An 18,251-nucleotide genomic window follows, 5' to 3' on the forward strand; every position below is an offset into this window, starting at 1 on the left:
GGATCAAACTCTCCATAATAGTGGACGATTGCTCGTCCGTATATCTGAAAGCTTAATTGCTCATTTGCGTTGCTAGCGAGATTTTGCAATCTCTTTTTTGAACGATTTCTCATTCGTGCTTACTCACTCGTTGTTCAGTTTTCAAAGATCAATTTCTCTTCTTCAACCTGCTCTCTTTCGAAAGCCGGAAGACCAATATACCATACCGAGAATTACTTTGCAACTTATTTTTGTAAGTTGTTTTTGTTAAGCTCTTTGTTGTCTCAGCGGCAACTTTTATAAGATACCACAGTCACCATGGACATTGCAAGTACTATTTTAAAAAGTTTCGAGACACCTATCGGTGCCTCGAAACGCAAGCCATTATTCTCCTTGACGTTCACGCATAAGCGGGAACAGCAGTACATCTCGAATGGACGGTGCATTCGTCAATAGCATAACCAAACGGTCAATTCCTATTCCTAAACCACCCGTTGGAGGCATGCCGTATTCAAGCGCACGAATGAAGTCCTCATCCATCTCATGTGCCTCGTCATTGCCTTGCTCTTTCTCACGAAGCTGAGCTTCAAAACGTTCTCTTTGATCGATAGGATCATTAAGCTCCGTAAATGCATTGGCATGCTCACGCGCTACGATAAAGAGTTCAAAGCGATCCGTAAAGCGCGGATCCTCGGGATTCTTTTTGGCAAGCGGTGAAATTTCTAAAGGATGTCCGTAAATAAAAGTCGGTTGTATTAAGGTCTCTTCAACAAATGTTTCGAAGAATTGATTCACAATATGACCGAATGTCATATGAGGCTCAACTTGTACATGATGCTCTTTGGCCAAGCGATGAGCTTCCTCGTTCGACATATGAATGCTAAAGTCCACGCCTTTAACTTCTTTAATGGCATCCACCATGGATACACGTCTCCAACCAACAGCTAGATTAACCTCGTGATCACCATATGGAACCGTAGTACCACCAAGAACCTCTTGCGCAATATGTGCAATAAGCTCTTCGGTAAGCTTCATGATGTCTTTATAGTCAGCATAAGCCTCATAAAGCTCAATCATCGTAAACTCCGGATTGTGACGCGTAGAGATACCTTCGTTACGGTATACACGCCCAATTTCGTATACTTTCTCTAATCCACCTACAATCAGGCGCTTCAGATGAAGCTCAATCGCAATACGCATATGCAGCTGCATATCTAAAGCATTATGATGCGTGTTAAAAGGACGCGCAGACGCTCCGCCTGCTACGGAGTGCAGCGTTGGTGTCTCAACTTCTAAATAGCCCAGAGAATCCAAGTACCGACGCATGGACTGAATAATACGCGAACGAAGAATAAATGTTTGCTGCACATCTTGATTCATAATCAAATCAACATAACGTTGACGATAGCGCAGTTCTACATCACTAAGGCCGTGGAATTTATCCGGCAGCGGAAGCAAGGATTTGGTCAAAACCTCAAGCGATTTCACTTTAATAGAAGTCTCGCCGGTTTTTGTTTTGAAAACAACGCCCTGAACCCCAACCATATCGCCTAGATCCAGAAGATCAAAGGCTTGGTATTTGTTTGCGTCTAGTGCATCTTCACGCACATAGATTTGAATTTTGCCTGTAATGTCTTGGAGATGTGCGAAGCTGGCTTTACCCATGCCTCTTTTTTGCATAATACGTCCGGCGATACTGACCTCGTGGTGCTCAGCATCCAACTCTTCTTTGGTTTTATCTTGGTAGGCTGTAAGGATTTCTTTCGTTGAATGCGTCCTTACGTATTTGCTGCCAAACGGATCTACTCCTAGACCGCGAAGCTCGTCTAATTTATTACGGCGAATGACGAGCAATTCGTTTAATTCCAATTCCTGGCTCATGCTTTCATCTCCTACTTATTAGTAAAGGGTGCTAAAACCGGAAAAAAGCTTCCGAAAGGAAGCTTTCCAAAGGAATGCGGCTGCACGCTACTTTTTAATATCAATAATTTGATACTGAATGACGCCGGCAGGAACGACAACGTCAACGTTCGCGCCCCTTTGTTTACCTAGAATAGCTCTACCTACAGGGCTTTCATTGGAAATCTTATTCATGAGCGGATCGGATTCCGCCGTACCTACGATGTTATATTCAACCAAATCACCGAATTCCAAGTCCTTCAGCGTTACGATTGAGCCAACACTCACGGTGTTGGTATCGACATCATCGTTATTAATAATACGCGCATTGCGCAGCAATTTTTCTAAAGTAATAATTCTGCCTTCAATAAAAGCTTGTTCGTTCTTCGCGTCTTCGTACTCTGAGTTCTCACTGATATCGCCATATCCGATGGCAACTTTGATTCTCTCAGCCACTTCCCGGCGCTTCACTGATTTCAGATGCTCAAGCTCATCTTCGAGCTTTCTTAAACCTTCTGGTGTAAGAATGACCTCTTTTTCAGCCATTTCCAACTGATCTCCCGTCATGTGAAAGATTTTCATATCGTTGAATCGATGCTTCCTGCTAGGAGTTGGGTCTTAAAAGAGCTGATTCAAGTAGTATGAATTCACGTTTCTTAAATAAGTTAGTTGCTCGTTTGTCTTTCAATATATGCAGGAACACATTAATATTGACTGATTATATTGCAACGGTTTCAAAATGTCAATCTCAACCATAGCTGCATTTTTTATTGAAGTACGGCTGATTCTTCAATCGTAGGCGATGCTAGATGCTCGACATAATCATTCAGAGCTCGCACCATTTCATCACGCTTCAACATCTCCATAATCGCATCCTTCACACGAGCCGCTCCTGTCATACCTTTGAGGTACCATGCCATGTGCTTGCGCATCTCTTTCACAGCAACATGTTCACCCTTGAGAGCAATAAGTCGGTCCATATGTAAGATCGCGATACGGATCTTCTCTTCCGGTGTCGGCTCAGGCGGTAATTCGCCATTAGCAAGGTATTGGACGGTACGGTAAAGCATCCAAGGGTTGCCTAAGGCGCCGCGCCCAATCATAACGCCATCTACACCTGTATGGTCTAACATGCGCTTAGCATCCTCAGGTGTCACAACATCCCCGTTCCCGATAACGGGAATCGACAGAGCTTGCTTAACATCACGAATGATATCCCAATCCGCTTTACCTGTATACAGCTGCTCACGCGTACGACCGTGGACGCTTACTGCGCTACCGCCGCCTCTTTCGACAGCTTTAGCATTATCTATCGCATAAATGTGTTCGGAATCCCAACCGATGCGCATCTTCACAGTTACTGGCTTGCTTACTGCCGCAACAACGGTCGCGATCATCTCTTCGATTTTCTCAGGTTGGAGCAGCCACCTTGCACCCGCGTCACACTTCGTAATTTTCGGTACTGGACAGCCCATATTTATATCAATAATGTCTGCATTCGTCTGTTGATCAACGATTCTAGCCGCTTGTACAAGCGTCTCGGTATCGCCGCCAAAGATTTGCAGACTTAGCGGTTTTTCCCGATCATCAACATAAAGCATTTCCATCGAACGGGAATTCCCGTGAACAATGGCTTTATCACTAACCATTTCTGCACAGACTAAACCTGTACCAAATTCCTTGGCTATGAGTCGAAACGCAGGGTTACAAACGCCCGCCATTGGGGCAAGCACAACTTTATTGGGAGCTTCGACATTTCCTATTTTCAGCACCGAAGATTCCACTCCTCTCATCTCGCAACCGTTGCAACTAACTCATCCGGCTCAATATTCAGGACTTGCGAGATTTTATTTATTATTTTGGTATCCGGTTTACGTGTACCTCTTTCAATAGCACCTAAGATGGCAATCGACACGCCGAGTAAATCAGCTAATTCGTTCTGAGTGTATCCTTTTAACTTACGAAAAGCGCGTATACGCTGAGCTACTGAGCTTTTTTCCATAGGATGACGCCTTCCTTTCCTTCCAGTTTCTCCAAATGCGCGGAGATGAATTCAAATGCAGCATCTTGTCGCTTGTAGAGAACCTCAGTGAGAGGAACTAATACAAAAGCCCGCTCATGCATCCGCGGATGCGGAATGATCAAGTCGGGGGTTGTAAGCTGATGGTCGCCGTAAAGGAGTAAATCCAAATCGATCGTTCTCGGGCCCCAGCGCAAGTCGCGCGTTCGACCCAGTCTTTTCTCGATGGCAAGCATAGTGAACAACAACTCTCTAGCAGGTAAAACGGTGATGACTTGAATAACCATATTAAGAAAAGCAGATTGATCTACATAGCCAACCGGTTCGGTTTCGTAGATGCTGGACAATCCAGTCACCGTTATGCCCGATTCCTGATTGAGCGCTGCAATCGCATCCTGCAAATAGTGTTCACGATCATCTATATTGGATCCCAATGCGACATAAGCTATTGTGCCTTGTTCTCGTTCTTCGGCTGTCATTCATTTGCCCGCTTTCGGTTAATCTCTACAGTTACCCCGTCAAAAAATACGGCAAAGGGCGGATGCGGCTTAATGACGCGAACCGTCACTTCATTGATACTAGTATAAGTATGCAGCAGCTCGGATGCAATATTTTCTGCTAAAGCTTCAATTAATTTATATGTGCGGCCTTCCACAATCTCTTTGACTTTGAAAAATACTTCCCCATAATTAACCGTATCATCCAGATGATCCGACTTGCCGGGTTTGTGTAGCGGAAGCATAAGCTCTACATCTACATAAAAGCGTTGACCAAGCTTATTCTCTTCCGGAAAAACACCATGATTACCAAAGAATTGCATGCGGGAGAGCGTTATTTTATCCAATGTACGAGCCTCCAAAGTTTAAGTTAACTGCGAACGAATGATGGCATCTGTCATAATCGCTAAACGTTTCATCGCTTGAATATCGTGCACTCTGATCATCCCACAGCCTTGGGCAATTCCAAGCACCACAGTCGACGCTGTTCCTTCTAGACGTTCCTCAGGAGGCAGACCCAGCGTTAAGCCGATGACGCTTTTGCGGGATGTGCCTAAAAGGACTGGATATCCGAGATCGACGATCGTTCGCAGATTGTTCATGAGGAACAAGTTCTGCTCGTAGGTCTTAGCAAACCCGATGCCTGGGTCTAAAATAATACGCTCTTCCCGAACGCCAACTTCTCTGGCTTGATTCGCATAAAGGTGTAAGTCGGTAGTAACGTCACGGAGAAAATCAGAATACGTCGGGTTCTCGCGATTATGCGTAATGATAAACGGACAATCGTAGCTGGCCGCAACTTCTGCCATTCGAACATCGGCTTGGCCGCCCCAAACATCATTGATGATATGCGCCCCAGCTTCTAATGCTTGCCTGGCGACCTCTGCTTTGTACGTATCTATAGAAATAGGAATGTTAACTTCCTTACTTATTGCCTCAATGACCGGAATTACCCGCTGCAGTTCTTCTTCTTGTGTAACCTTGGCAAAACCCGGTCGGGTCGATTCTCCCCCGATATCTAAGATGTCAGCGCCTTCCGCCACCATTTGGCGAGCTCTGCGCACCGCTTCTTCAATCCTAATGTATTTCCCACCATCCGAGAAAGAGTCCGGCGTTACGTTTAATATGCCCATAATGATCGTCCGATCACCAATGGGCAGCTCATGTCCTCTACAGGATAACACTTTCATTACCGTTCACTTCCTGTTGTTATCAAATGTTAGTTATAAAGCTCGCTAAGTTGGCGAGTTATCGGACCTACGACACCCTTTCCAACAGCGTGAGATTGTCCACTGGGTGTGAACAATGTCGTGATGGGTACGATCTCTTGTATGGAATTAACGATAAACACTTCATCGGCTTCTAGAAGATCTTCCCATCGGTATAGGCCGCCCTGTGTAGGAATCTGCTGATGCTGTGCCAGCTGTAACACATAGGCCCTTGTGATGCCTGGTAATATGCCTGTATCCAGCGATGGCGTGTAGCAGACATTATCCTTTATGAAAAAGAGGTTGCTCACGATGCCCTCAGCTACGTAACCCTCTTCGGTTAGCATTAGACCTTCTGCGCCTGCTGCCCAGTCATACTGCTGCAGCTCTCTTTTCGCCAGGATATTGTTCATATAGTGAAAGGACTTGAAACGGTACAAGCCTTCCGGCGTATTACGTGGCAGCTTCAGAAGCTGAAGCCCTTTGCCCTCTGCATAAACCTTCTCGTCCCGTGGCGGAAGCGGTTTGATGTAGATGATCTCTGTTGGGTTCTGATAGGCGCCTGATGGCAGCCCAAGAATATCAATTCCCGCTGAAACGGAGTATCGGATATACGCATCTTCGAGGTTATTGGCCCCAAGCAGCTCATTAATCAGACGCTGAATGCGAGTAAGGTCCGGCTCGTAGCCAATCCCCAGCTCACTGCAGCCCTCCGATAGTCGCCGAAGATGCTCGGGCAGCAGGAAAGGTTCTTTCTTATAGGTACGAAATGTCTCAAAAAGGCCGAGGCCGTAAAGAAAGCCGTGATCGTAAACCGAGACCACAGCTTCCTTATCATCCGTTAGAATCCCATTGACACTAATAATCATAAACTAAACTCCCGCTTTGGCCGTGCGGCGAAGAAAATTCCGCAGGATCTGATGACCGTGCTGAGTAATGATCGATTCTGGGTGGAACTGCACACCTTCAATCGGATATTCTTTGTGACGCAAGGCCATAATTTCTCCCTCGGCCGTATGCGCACTGACTTCCAAGCAATCAGGAAGCGTCTCTGTTTTCACAATTAAGGAATGGTAGCGAGTCGCTATAAAAGGAGATGGCAGCCCTTCGAATAAGGTTTTACCATCATGGAAAATCTCCGAAGTTTTACCATGCATTAAACGCTCTGCGCGAATGACGTCGCCGCCAAAAGCTTGACCAATCGATTGATGGCCTAGACAGACGCCGAAGATGGGGATTTTACCCTTGAAATGGTCGATAAGTGATAAGCTAATTCCGGCTTCATTCGGCGTGCAAGGACCTGGAGATATTAGAATATGATCGGGCGCCAAAGCCTCAACGCCTGCTAAATCAATTTCGTCATTACGACGAACGATGACTTCTTCACCGATCTCCCCCAGATATTGGACGAGGTTGTACGTAAACGAATCATAATTATCAATCACTAAAATCATTCTAAGCTCCCCTTTCGTCAGCCCTGCTAGGGCTTAAGCTCGGCTCATGCTCCGCTCGCTATATTCTATCGCTTTCCACATCGCTTTGGCTTTATTCAAGGATTCAACATACTCACGTTCGGGTATGGAATCAATAACGATACCAGCCCCTGCTTGAATATGACCCATCCCTTGAACGGCTACCAGCGTACGTATAATTATATTAAATTCCATATTTCCATTATAGTCAATCCACCCCATGGATCCTGTGTAAAGTCCGCGGCGAACCGGCTCTAATTCTTCAATAATTTCCATGGTGCGAATCTTCGGAGCGCCTGTGATCGTGCCTCCAGGGAAGGTCGCCGCAATGACATCATAGGCGTCCTTCCCCTCTGCGAGCTCGCCGACGACTTCCGAGACGATATGCATCACATGGGAGTAGTATTCGATGACCATGAAGTCCTTCACGTGGACGGAGCCGTACTTCGAGATGCGGCCAAGGTCGTTGCGCTCGAGATCGACCAGCATGACGTGCTCGGCGCGCTCTTTGTCGTTGTCGATGAGCTCGCCGGCTAGGCGCAGGTCATCCTGCTCGTCCTTGCCGCGCGGGCGCGTGCCGGCGATAGGACGCGTCCGCAGGACGCCGTCCTCGAGCTGCACGAGCAGCTCCGGCGAGCCGGAGACGAGGGCGAAGCCTGCGAAGCGCAGCAAGCCCATGTAAGGCGAGGGATTGACGATGCGCAGCGCCTCGTAGATCTCCTCCGGCGTCGTGCGCAGCTGCCGGCTCTGTCTAACGGACAAGTTGACTTGGAACACGTCACCTTGGGAGATGTAGGCTTGGATGCGCTGCACCGCCGCGATGTAATCGGCTTTGCCGAAGGCAGGCTGGATGCCTGCGATGCTCTCGACGTCGATGTGCAGCTGCTCACGCGCGATAGACGGCCCGTCCGCACCGCTCAGGTGCGAGCCTGACCAGCTGCTGGAGCGGATCGCATGCCAGCGAGCGAGCATCGCCTCGGCCTCAGCATGCGCCTGTGCGTAAAGCTGCCGGAGATAAGTGTCATCGGCTGCTCGGCTCTTCTCAAGCGGCATATGCACCGCAATGTACAGGCTCTTCTCGATATGATCCAAGGTCCAAACTTGATCATACATAGCGAAGCTATAATCCGGAATCGGCAAGTCATTTGCCGCTTGGTCCGGGAGTTTCTCAATGGTGCGGATCACATCATAGCTCCAATAACCTACACAGCCGCCAAGAAACTTAGGGGCTCCTTCGACTTTGGGGCTATAATAAGCGGACATCCATTGCTTCACAATGTCTAGCGGATTTCCATGCAAGCGTGAAACTTGAGGCTTGCCCTTATCAACTGGGTTGGCCATGGTCATTTTCGCATCCAAACCATTTCCATGAAGCGTAGAAAATGGCTGTAAACCGAAGAACGTGTAACGCCCCCCTTTGCCGCTTTCTAGGACAAAGGAATCAGGCGCGGCTACTTTCCACGCTTCTTGCCAAGAAGTGATCCGGTCGTCGGCAAGTCCCAGTTTAATGACATAAGGCAGCATCGTGTACGTGGAGGACCAATTGCGCCACTGCTCTACTGTTGTTAGGATCATACTTGTCCTCCTTCCTGTGACATCCGATGATTAGTTGTCCATTAGTATACTCCAACCTTGCACAGAAAAAAAGCCCCCAGCAGCAGCTGGAAGCTCGTTCGTAGCAAGTAATCTTATTGCTCTTCGAATTGATAAAGCGGCGTAGAAAGGTAACGCTCACCGTTACTTGGAATAATAGCAACTACACGTTTGCCTGCGCCAAGTTCTTTAGCAACTTTAAGTGCTGCAAAAATCGCTGCACCCGAGGAGATACCACCAAGGATACCTTCTTCTTTGGCTACACGACGTGAAGTTTCGAAAGCTTCTTCATTTTCTACGGCAATAATTTCGTCGTAAATGCTTGTGTTCAGAATGTCTGGAACAAAGCCTGCGCCGATGCCTTGAATTTTATGAGGACCTGGCTTACCGCCGGAAAGTACTGGGGATGCAGCCGGTTCAATGGCATAAATTTTGATGTTCGGGAAGTTTTCTTTCAGTACGCCACCTGCGCCAGTAATGGTTCCGCCCGTACCGATACCCGAAATAAAAGCGTCCAATTTGCCATCGTGAGCGTTAATCGCTTCAACGATTTCTGGACCTGTTGTTTCACGGTGAACTTTCACATTCGCTAGGTTTTTGAATTGTTGCGGGATAAAGTAGGAAGGATTCTCTGCCTGAAGCTCCTCAGCACGTTTGATTGCGCCCTTCATTCCTTCTGCTCCTGGCGTCAGAACTAGCTGAGCCCCATAGGCGCGAAGCAGGTTACGTCTTTCTAATGACATCGTTTCTGGCATAACCAGAATCGCCTTGTATCCTTTTGCAGCTGCGACTAAAGCAATTCCGATTCCTGTGTTACCGCTAGTTGGCTCAACAATTGTATCGCCCGGCTTCAATATACCTTCTTGCTCAGCTACTTCGATCATGGAGATGGCAATACGGTCTTTAACGCTGGCACCTGGATTTTGGTACTCGAGTTTCACATAAATCTCTGCGCTTCCTTCCGGAACAACGCGGTTTAAACGAACAAGCGGTGTATCGCCAATCAAATCCGTAATGCTTTGTACTAATCTTGCCATACTTTTTTCCCCTCCAGGTTAAATAATCGATGATTTCCGAGTTAATTAGTCGGTATTAATACATTAATCTTATCAATGCGCTTACTGGTTGTCAACCATATTTTCACAGAAAGTCAACGGAATTGAGGGTCAAGAATGCTAACCTTCCATTTCCCTCGAAGCTGCTGCACATAATCCTTGAGAGGCGGTGCTTCCTGAAGCGCTAGCTCTCTCCGCACATTTTCTCGAACGAAAGCAAGATCTGGATTTACTTTCTCACGCCGATTTTTCAGCTTCACTATCGCGAATCCTTGTGACAGAGGGACCGGCTTACTCACTTCACCAACCTTCAGCAACTTCGCCGACTCAAGAACAGGAGCAGCAACAAATGGATCGTCTCCTTCAATCCAACCCAAATCACCGCCGGAGTTATTGGTAGCATCATCCAGGGAACGATCTCTGGCAAGGGTCGCAAAACTCTCTCCTTTAGCCAGCTCCGCAATGACTTTATTCGCTTGGTCCTTGGTTGACACGATAATTTGAAGAATATTATATTCGATATCTTGCTTGAATTCATCGGCATGCGTCTTCATATAGTCTTCTACTTGAGCATCCGTTATCTGAATATGTTGGGTTGCGAGCTTCTCGAGTAACAATTTATTGGTTACATCTTCCTTGATTTCTTGCTCTGACAAACCTAACTGATTTTGCATGGATGCATAAAATTGTTGCTCACTCTCATAACCTTGCTGCATCCGTTTCAACTCACGGTTAATCTCCGCGCTTCCAATCGAAGTCCCTGACTCATTTCCTTCCAGGCGTATCACTTCACGATCCAACATTTGACCCAGCAGTTCTGCCCCATAATGACTTTCAAGAGCCGTTTGAAGCTCCAGAATGGTCATCTCACGATTTCCAACTTTGGCGACTACCCGATCATTCTTCTGCTCACCCTGCTTCTCAGGCTTTGGTGGTTGACTTGGTTCCGATTGGTTTATGGTATGGGTGACCAGCAAGGATGCGAGCACGAGATTACCTACAGCCATCACGATAATGACTCCCCACAATCGCTTCACGTTTGCATCCTGACTCCCTCTTTACATCTATAATGCTGCTTGCTCTATAGTTCAATCATCCGCTTCAAATCATCTTCGTCAAAACGATAAGCTTCATTGCAGAAATGACAAACGACTTCAGCAAACCCTTCATCTTCAAGAATTTCTTGCAGCTCTGACTTCCCTAAGGAAATAAGCGTTGTTTCAACTCTTTCACGACTGCATTTACAGCGGAACATGACATCCATCTGATCAAGCTTTTGGAAAGATGGTAGTACCGTTTGAAGGATTTCCTCTAAATTTAACCCCCCGCCGAGCATGTTTGTGAAAGATGGAATGCGAGCGAGCATCTCTTCAATGTCCCCAATTTCATCATTTGTTAATCCTGGAAGCAATTGAATAACGAATCCGCCTGAGGCCAGAATGGAGTGATCTGTATTAACCAATACCCCTAGCGCAACAGCTGAAGGCGTCTGTTCAGACATGGCAAAATAATACGTGAAATCTTCAGCCAATTCTCCTGAAATGAGAGGAACGCTGCCTTTATAAGGCTCTTTCATGCCTAAATCTTTCGTTATGTACAAAAATCCATCCGTTCCCACCGCAGCAGCAACATCTAGCTTGCCATTCTCCTTAAGGGGAGGATCGACTAACGGATTATCGACATAGCCGCGTGCCTCGCCCTTCGCATTAGCATCGACCACGATTTGACCGATGGGTCCATCGCCTTTAACTTGAACAATGAGATGCTCTTCACCCTTGAGCATGGCTGCAAGGAGAAGTCCCGCAGCTGCCGTTCTTCCTAATGCAGCCGTAGCTGTTGGTGTGGTTTGATGCCTTCGGCTAAGTTCTTCTGTGAGGACAGTCGTTTGTACGGCAAAAGCGCGAACTTTTCCCTCCAGCGCCGTTCCTCGGATTAAATAATCGCTCATGTTAAATCCTTTCCTTAAACCGCTTAGGCATTTTTCTCATAAATCATTTGCAGACCTTGCAGAGTGAGCAGTGGATTAACGATCTGAATCGTACGAGATTCACTGGAAATCAGCTCCGCAAGACCACCCGTAGCAATAACTGTTGGATTGACATTAAATTCAGCAATGACACGTTCGACAATCCCATCAACTTGGCCTACATAGCCGAAAATAATCCCTGCCTGCATCGCGGCTACGGTATTGCGACCGACGACGCTCTTCGGTTTGACCAGCTCAATGCGCGGCAGCTTCGCTGCCTTCTGATATAAGGCTTCCGTTGAGATCCCGATTCCTGGTGCAATCGCGCAGCCAACAAGCTGCTGGGAAGGATCGATGTAGTCGTATGTGGTGGCCGTCCCGAAATCAACAATGATACAAGGAGCCCCGTAGAGCTCAAGAGCCGCTACAGCATTAACAATGCGATCAGCACCTACCTCTTTGGGATTGTCTACACGCACGTTCAGTCCTGTCTTAATGCCCGGACCAACGATGAATGGTGTCCTTTTCAAATAGTGTAAGCAAAGGTTTTCCATTACATTCATAAGCGGAGGGACAACGGAAGAAACAATGACACCTTCCACCTGCGCGAATGAGATGCCTGAATGTTGGAAAAGGTTATACAGCTGCATCCCATACTCATCGACTGTCGCTGAACGGTTCGTGCTAACCCGCCAGTGGTGTAGAAGCGTACGCTCTTGATAGAGGCCGAGCACAATGTTCGTATTCCCAACATCAATAACGAGAATCATAGTGCCGTCTCCTTCCGCTCATTCAGATCTAACGAGATATCCAGCGCAGCAACCGAATACGTCAAACGTCCAACGGAGATCACATCGACGCCCGTTTCCGCCATCGCTTTAATGGTCTGCGGTGTCACAGAACCTGAGCCCTCTACTACAATATGCGGTGCTTTACTTTTAATTATTGCAACTGCTTCTTTCATCTTCGCAGGAATCATATTATCGAGCATGATGATATCCGCACCAGCCGCTAATGCTTCGTGCAACTGGTCAAAATTCTCGATCTCCACCTCGATCTTCATCGTATGGGGGATCTGTTGTCGAGCCGCTTGTACAGCTTGTGTGATGCCGCCTGAACCCTTAATATGATTATCTTTAATCATCACAGCATCATAGAGTCCAAATCGGTGATTATGACCGCCACCAACTCGTACGGCATACTTCTCAAGCAGTCTGTGTCCCGGAGTCGTCTTCCGCGTATCGACAAGTCTAGTCGGCACGCCTTCTAAAGCATCGACAAACTCACGAGTCTTGGTCGCAATTCCTGATAATCGCTGCATCAAATTAAGGCTTAATCGTTCACCTAGCAAAATGCTGCGCGTATTGCCTTCCACTTCAGCTAGTATGGTCCCTTTATAAACAGACGATCCTTCAACTACTTTAGTTTCAAAACGAAGAGAAGCATCGACCACAGCAAATACTTCCTGGGCGATTCGAAGTCCACAGACAATTCCGTCTTCTTTGACGTGGATAATCCCTTTGGACGCATGTTCCAAAGGGATCGTTGTCAGAGTCGTGACATCGCCGGTTCCAATATCCTCTTCCAGCCAAAGCCGAATATGTTTACGAATGAGTTCCATATTTAAATCCAGCATATTAAATCCACTCCTCAATGCTATCTTCCCCGCGCTTAAAAACAATATGCTTCTTCCATGCTTGATCATCCCGTTCAGGGAAATCTTCCCGGTAATGACCGCCACGACTTTCCTCCCGCGCCAGAGCCGCTGTTGTCGTTAGAAGTGCACAATTGAGTAAATTCGCAAACTCATAGTCTTCACGTTTCGTCATCAAAGAACCGAAGATAGACAGTTGTCTTGCCAATTCTTCATAGCCTTTTTGCAAGCCTTTGGCAGAACGTTTAAGCCCCGCGTAACGCAGCATAACCTTCTGCAACTTAAGCTTTTTCTCGACAACGGCCTGATTCGGAATTTCCGTTCTTGGCGCTTTTGATTCAGCACGTATTTGAATGTTGCCTTCCAATGGAGGAAGCTGCTGAATCCGCTCAATGATTCTTCTACCAAACACAATGGCTTCAGACAAGGAGTTACTGGCTAAACGATTAGCGCCATGTACACCTGTAGAAGACACTTCCCCACAAGCGAATAGACGACGGACGACCGTTTCTCCGTGAAGATCAGTCTTGACACCGCCCATCATATAATGGGCAGCTGGAGCAACTGGAATCCAGTCCGTGCTCATATCTAGACCGTAGTTGAGGCAATACTCATATATCGTCGGGAATCGATGTTTAATTAACTCTTCGGATTCGTGTGTAATGTCGATATAGACGAAGGTCGATTTACAATTCTCCATCTCGTCGACAATGGCACGGGCCACAACATCCCTTGGCGCTAGCTCAAGCTGGGGATGGTAACGATCCATGAAGCGCTCTCCCTTGATATTGCGGAGATAAGCCCCCTCGCCGCGCACCGCTTCCGAGATCAAGAAGCGCGGCGCACCTGGGTAGCAAAGCGCCGTAGGGTGGAATTGAATAAATTCCACGTCCTGAATTTGCGCGCCGGCGCGATGAGCAATTGCTATGCCATCGCCTGTAGCGATGTCAGGGTTCGTGGTGTAGCGGAACAGCTGTCCCGCACCACCGGAGCAAAGGATCGTGGCGTTGCCGCGCACAAACACGCGTTGACCGCCAGGCTTCTGTACGAGTGCGCCATAGCACTCGCCATCCTGCGTGATCAAGTCGATCACGAAGTGATCGTCCCAGATCTCAATGTTCGGATCTAGCTTCGTGCGTTCCGAAAGAGCTCGTACAATTTCAGCGCCCGTGGCGTCGCCATGCGCATGCAAAATTCGACGCTGGCTGTGCGCTCCCTCCTTGGTCAAAGCGAACTCCCCGTTCTCAAGGTCGAACTGGGTACCCATCTGAATGAGATCCTGAACGCCGTTAGGGCCCTCATGAACGAGAACGTCAACTGCCTCCGGTGAACACAGACCGGCACCTGCAATCAGTGTATCCTGCATATGATATTCCGGCGAATCCTCGTCCGAGATAACAGCAGCAATTCCGCCTTGTGCATAGCGTGTGTTACTGTCGAGGAGCGATTTCTTCGTAATCATCAGCACTTTCTTATTTTCACTAGCGCGAAGAGCAGTGAATAAACCTGCAATGCCCGCGCCAATCACAATAACATCTGTATGTACATGAGGAATGGAATCTAAATCTACATCTACGAGGTATCTAGGAATCATGCCGTTTCACCTGTTCTTCACCATTAATAGCTCGCAAAGCAAACAATATCCGATAGATTAATCGATATAGGAATGCTTCGCGAGGGTACCCTGCCTATTAAACAAGAGAGTAGCGCATGCTACTTTACTTGTAACATGCGCTCTAAGGACAATCTTGCTTTATCTGCTACATCTTCTGGCACGTAAATCTCTGGTTGCATCGTTTCAAGACATTTCACAATTTTCTTCAAATTGTTTACTTTCATATTCGGGCATACCAAGTATTTGGTTGCAAAATGGAACTGTTTATCTGGACTGTCCAGACGAAGCTGATACCCCGTTCCATCTTCCGTTCCAACGATAAACTCTTTGCAATCCGACTCTTTGCAATATTTGATAATCGCTGTCGTACTTCCGACGAAATCTCCCAGTTTAACAACTTCTGGACGACATTCTGGATGAACAACGAACTGAGCATTCGGGTATTGGGCTCTCATCTCTTCCACATCTTTAACGGTCAGCATATCATGCGTATTGCAATAGCCTTCCCAGATGATCACTTTTTTGCTTGTGAATTTTGATACATAGTCACCCAAATTTTTATCCGGTACCCAGATGATCTCATCTGAATCGACGGAATTGATGACATTGATGGCATTTGCCGACGTACAGCAAATATCAGTTTCTGATTTCACATCAGCAGATGTATTAATGTAAGCAACAACTTTGGCATTAGGATGCTGACGTTTCAAGGCACGTAAACCTTCTACATTCACCATATCCGCCATCGGGCAGCCTGCGCGTTCGTCAGGAATAATGACTGTTTTGTTAGGAGCAAGAATCTTAGCACTTTCCCCCATGAAATGTACGCCACAGAATACAATCACATCTGCATCGGTTTGCGCGGCCTTCTGTGCGAGCAGAAAGGAATCTCCCCGGAAATCGGCAACCTCTTGAACTTCGTCACGTTGATAATAATGAGCAAGAATAATAGCATTCCGTTCTTTCTTCAGCTGCAGCAACCGTTCTTTGAGTTCGCGGTTCTGCTCGGCTTTGCGTTGAATAGCTAGAGCTTCCATGGTGCTTCCTCCCCTGTCTGGGACGTAAGATGTACTTCTTGTTTATCTTAAAAATAGGATTAACAGTAGTATGATCTAATCGCAATAAAATTAGAGATTTACAACTAATTTACACATTCTCACATCCCCTGTCAATGCGTAAATATGCCGAAAAAACCAGAAAATCCGGGTACACCTGACGTGTACACCGGATTTACGAGTTGCTATTGCTTGTTACTCTTCGGAATGGTCCGAATTGGAATCCTTATCTTTGTTTAGCTCCAATTTGTTGCTTTCGCTAGATTGGCTTTGCCCTTGAATGTTCACTTTGACATCTTCGTCATCCGCGCTTGCATTCAATTTGCCTTTCTCAAGAAGCTCGATGATTTCGTCTTTATCGAGTGTTTCTTTCTCAAGCAGCGTTTTGGCTACGAGATGAATCTGATCCGCATGCTCCGTAAGCATCGCACGAGCACGATCATAACAAGTGCGAATGAAGCTTTGCATCTCTTGATCAATCTCATAAGCAATCGCATCACTGTAGTTTTGTTCATGTCCGATATCGCGGCCTAAGAACACTTGGCCTTGCGAACTTCCGAACTGCATGGGTCCTAGCTTATCGCTCATTCCATATTCCATAATCATGCGACGAACAATACCGGTTGCTTTCTGGAAGTCACTATAAGCCCCAGTGCCAATTTCTCCGATAAATAGTTCTTCGGAAACACGGCCGCCCAGGAGTCCTGTTACTTTATCCAGCAATTCGTTCTTCGTCTGCATCATGCGGTCTTCGCCTTCTTTGGGCAGCATCATGACATAACCGCCAGCGCGTCCACGCGGAACGATCGTAACTTTGTGCACCATATCAGCATTCTCGGCGTAATAACCAATGATCGCATGTCCGGCTTCATGATAAGCAACAATGCGTTTCTCTGCTTCGCTGATAATCCGGCTTTTCTTCTGCGTACCAACAATAATACGGTCAAAAGCTTCCTCGATCTCAGCCATCGAAATGTCTTTACGGTTACGACGAGCAGCAATCAAAGCTGATTCGTTCAAAAGATTCTCTAGATCTGCACCTGTGAATCCAGTTGTGTAACGAGACAGGGCGTCCAGCTTCACGTCTTTGGCAAGTGGTTTGTTGCGGGCATGTACTTTCAGTACAGCTTCACGGCCTTTGATGTCCGGACGATCTACCGTGATTTGACGGTCGAAACGGCCTGGACGCAGTAAGGCTGGGTCAAGGATATCTGGTCGGTTAGTCGCTGCAACGATGATGATACCTTCGTTCGCGCCAAAGCCGTCCATTTCTACGAGCAACTGATTGAGTGTTTGTTCACGCTCGTCATGTCCGCCGCCTAAACCAGCGCCACGTTGACGACCTACAGCATCGATCTCATCGATAAAAATGATACAAGGTGAATTCTTCTTCGCGTTCTCGAACAAATCACGAACACGGGAAGCACCGACACCGACGAACATCTCAACGAAGTCAGAACCCGAAATACTGAAGAATGGAACGCCTGCTTCACCAGCGACAGCTCGCGCAAGAAGGGTTTTACCGGTTCCCGGAGGACCATTGAGCAGAACCCCTTTAGGAATTCTAGCACCGACAGCTGCGAATTTCCGTGGATCTTTGAGGAATTCGACAACCTCGATCAATTCTTGCTTCTCTTCGTCAGCACCTGCCACATCTTCAAAGGTGACACGTTTTTTCTCCTCATTATATAAGCGGGCACGGCTTTTGCCGAAGTTCATCACTTTGCCGCCGCCACCTTGAGCCTGATTTAACAGGAAGAAAAACAAGATGAAGATAATGACGAATGGGATGATGGAAGTTAGGAAACTAATCCAAACGCTATCCCTCTCCATAGTCTCGTACGTTTCTGATGGAACGCCATTCGCTTCAATCAGCTGGACGACCATAGGCTCGAACGGAGCATGGGTTTCGAAGCTCTTCTTATCAGCACCACTTGGTGGATTAATATACTTACCTTTAATCAAATATGTGTATCCATCAAACTTTAAGGTCACGGATTCCACATTTTTGTTAACAACCGCTTGGCGGAATTTATCGTAAGTAATTAACTCCTTTTGCTCGTTTTGGGTACTAATGAAATGGACAATCCCTACAGTAACCAAAAATATAAGTAAATAAAAGCCGGTATTCCGGATAATTCGATTCATCCCGAGCCTCCTCTCAAACGGCACACGTTTATTATTTTACCACATCCCGGTAAAGCACTACAACATAACAGCGTTGATGAGTCTGCGGGA

18 protein-coding genes are annotated in these 18,251 nt (G+C 47.0%); all 18 read right to left on the reverse strand.

From position 1 onward, the window contains the following. Positions 1-363: 363 nt before the first annotated feature. A complete protein-coding gene (gene lysS, locus ASG93_RS17200; RefSeq protein WP_056833793.1) occupies positions 364-1,860 on the reverse strand; it encodes a lysine--tRNA ligase in 1,497 nt (498 codons plus the stop codon). An 87-nt stretch (positions 1,861-1,947) separates the two neighbouring features. After that, the gene (greA, locus tag ASG93_RS17205) at positions 1,948-2,424 is read right to left on the reverse strand and encodes a transcription elongation factor GreA (RefSeq protein WP_056833844.1); all 477 of its coding nucleotides are present in this window, start codon (positions 2,422-2,424) and stop codon (positions 1,948-1,950) included. 221 nt (positions 2,425-2,645) lie between these two features. Then, complete coding sequence (dusB, locus tag ASG93_RS17210) at positions 2,646-3,650, reverse strand: tRNA dihydrouridine synthase DusB (protein ID WP_056833794.1); 1,005 nt, start codon at positions 3,648-3,650, stop codon at positions 2,646-2,648. Between the two features lie 17 nt (positions 3,651-3,667). Further along, positions 3,668-3,880: a helix-turn-helix domain-containing protein gene (locus tag ASG93_RS17215; RefSeq protein ID WP_047682939.1), complete on the reverse strand. Its 213-nt coding sequence runs from the start codon at positions 3,878-3,880 to the stop codon at positions 3,668-3,670. Continuing rightward, the gene (gene folK / locus ASG93_RS17220; RefSeq protein ID WP_056833795.1) at positions 3,862-4,377 is read right to left on the reverse strand and encodes a 2-amino-4-hydroxy-6-hydroxymethyldihydropteridine diphosphokinase; all 516 of its coding nucleotides are present in this window, start codon (positions 4,375-4,377) and stop codon (positions 3,862-3,864) included. The genes ASG93_RS17215 and folK overlap by 19 nt, the downstream gene beginning before the upstream one ends. Then, positions 4,374-4,742: a dihydroneopterin aldolase gene (gene folB / locus ASG93_RS17225; RefSeq protein ID WP_056833796.1), complete on the reverse strand. Its 369-nt coding sequence runs from the start codon at positions 4,740-4,742 to the stop codon at positions 4,374-4,376. Before folB ends, folK begins: the two co-directional genes overlap by 4 nt. Before the next feature lie 18 nt (positions 4,743-4,760). After that, positions 4,761-5,585 carry a dihydropteroate synthase gene (gene folP, locus ASG93_RS17230; RefSeq protein ID WP_056833797.1) on the reverse strand — a complete coding sequence of 275 codons (825 nt, stop codon included), beginning with the start codon at positions 5,583-5,585 and terminating at the stop codon, positions 4,761-4,763. Positions 5,586-5,614: 29 nt separating this feature from the next. Beyond that, on the reverse strand, positions 5,615-6,472 hold the full coding sequence (pabC, locus tag ASG93_RS17235) for an aminodeoxychorismate lyase (RefSeq protein WP_056833798.1): 858 nt from the start codon (positions 6,470-6,472) through the stop codon (positions 5,615-5,617). Between the two features lie 3 nt (positions 6,473-6,475). Continuing rightward, positions 6,476-7,057 (reverse strand): aminodeoxychorismate/anthranilate synthase component II, encoded by a 582-nt coding sequence (gene pabA / locus ASG93_RS17240; RefSeq protein ID WP_056833799.1) that lies wholly within the window; start codon positions 7,055-7,057, stop codon positions 6,476-6,478. A gap of 33 nt (positions 7,058-7,090) precedes the next feature. Next, complete coding sequence (locus ASG93_RS17245; protein WP_056833800.1) at positions 7,091-8,650, reverse strand: anthranilate synthase component I family protein; 1,560 nt, start codon at positions 8,648-8,650, stop codon at positions 7,091-7,093. A gap of 113 nt (positions 8,651-8,763) precedes the next feature. Beyond that, positions 8,764-9,705, reverse strand: a complete 942-nt coding sequence (cysK, locus tag ASG93_RS17250; protein WP_056833801.1) for a cysteine synthase A — start codon at positions 9,703-9,705, stop codon at positions 8,764-8,766. 113 nt (positions 9,706-9,818) lie between these two features. Then, entirely contained in the window at positions 9,819-10,760 is a 942-nt protein-coding gene (locus ASG93_RS17255; RefSeq protein ID WP_156410941.1) for a peptidyl-prolyl cis-trans isomerase, read from the reverse strand. Between the two features lie 44 nt (positions 10,761-10,804). After that, positions 10,805-11,671, reverse strand: coding sequence for an Hsp33 family molecular chaperone HslO (gene hslO / locus ASG93_RS17260; protein ID WP_056833803.1), 867 nt, complete (start codon positions 11,669-11,671; stop codon positions 10,805-10,807). A gap of 23 nt (positions 11,672-11,694) precedes the next feature. After that, positions 11,695-12,459: a type III pantothenate kinase gene (locus ASG93_RS17265; protein WP_056833804.1), complete on the reverse strand. Its 765-nt coding sequence runs from the start codon at positions 12,457-12,459 to the stop codon at positions 11,695-11,697. Next, positions 12,456-13,325, reverse strand: a complete 870-nt coding sequence (gene nadC / locus ASG93_RS17270; protein WP_056833805.1) for a carboxylating nicotinate-nucleotide diphosphorylase — start codon at positions 13,323-13,325, stop codon at positions 12,456-12,458. The genes ASG93_RS17265 and nadC overlap by 4 nt, the downstream gene beginning before the upstream one ends. A gap of 1 nt (position 13,326) precedes the next feature. Continuing rightward, the gene (nadB, locus tag ASG93_RS17275; RefSeq protein ID WP_056833806.1) at positions 13,327-14,937 is read right to left on the reverse strand and encodes an L-aspartate oxidase; all 1,611 of its coding nucleotides are present in this window, start codon (positions 14,935-14,937) and stop codon (positions 13,327-13,329) included. A gap of 119 nt (positions 14,938-15,056) precedes the next feature. Then, positions 15,057-15,995, reverse strand: coding sequence for a quinolinate synthase NadA (gene nadA / locus ASG93_RS17280; RefSeq protein WP_056833807.1), 939 nt, complete (start codon positions 15,993-15,995; stop codon positions 15,057-15,059). A 213-nt stretch (positions 15,996-16,208) separates the two neighbouring features. Further along, positions 16,209-18,161, reverse strand: coding sequence for an ATP-dependent zinc metalloprotease FtsH (ftsH, locus tag ASG93_RS17285; RefSeq protein WP_056833808.1), 1,953 nt, complete (start codon positions 18,159-18,161; stop codon positions 16,209-16,211). Between the last annotated feature and the right edge of the window lie 90 nt (positions 18,162-18,251).

Origin of the sequence: Paenibacillus sp. Soil787 (assembly GCF_001429545.1) — a bacterium.
GTDB lineage: Bacteria > Bacillota > Bacilli > Paenibacillales > NBRC-103111 > Paenibacillus_E.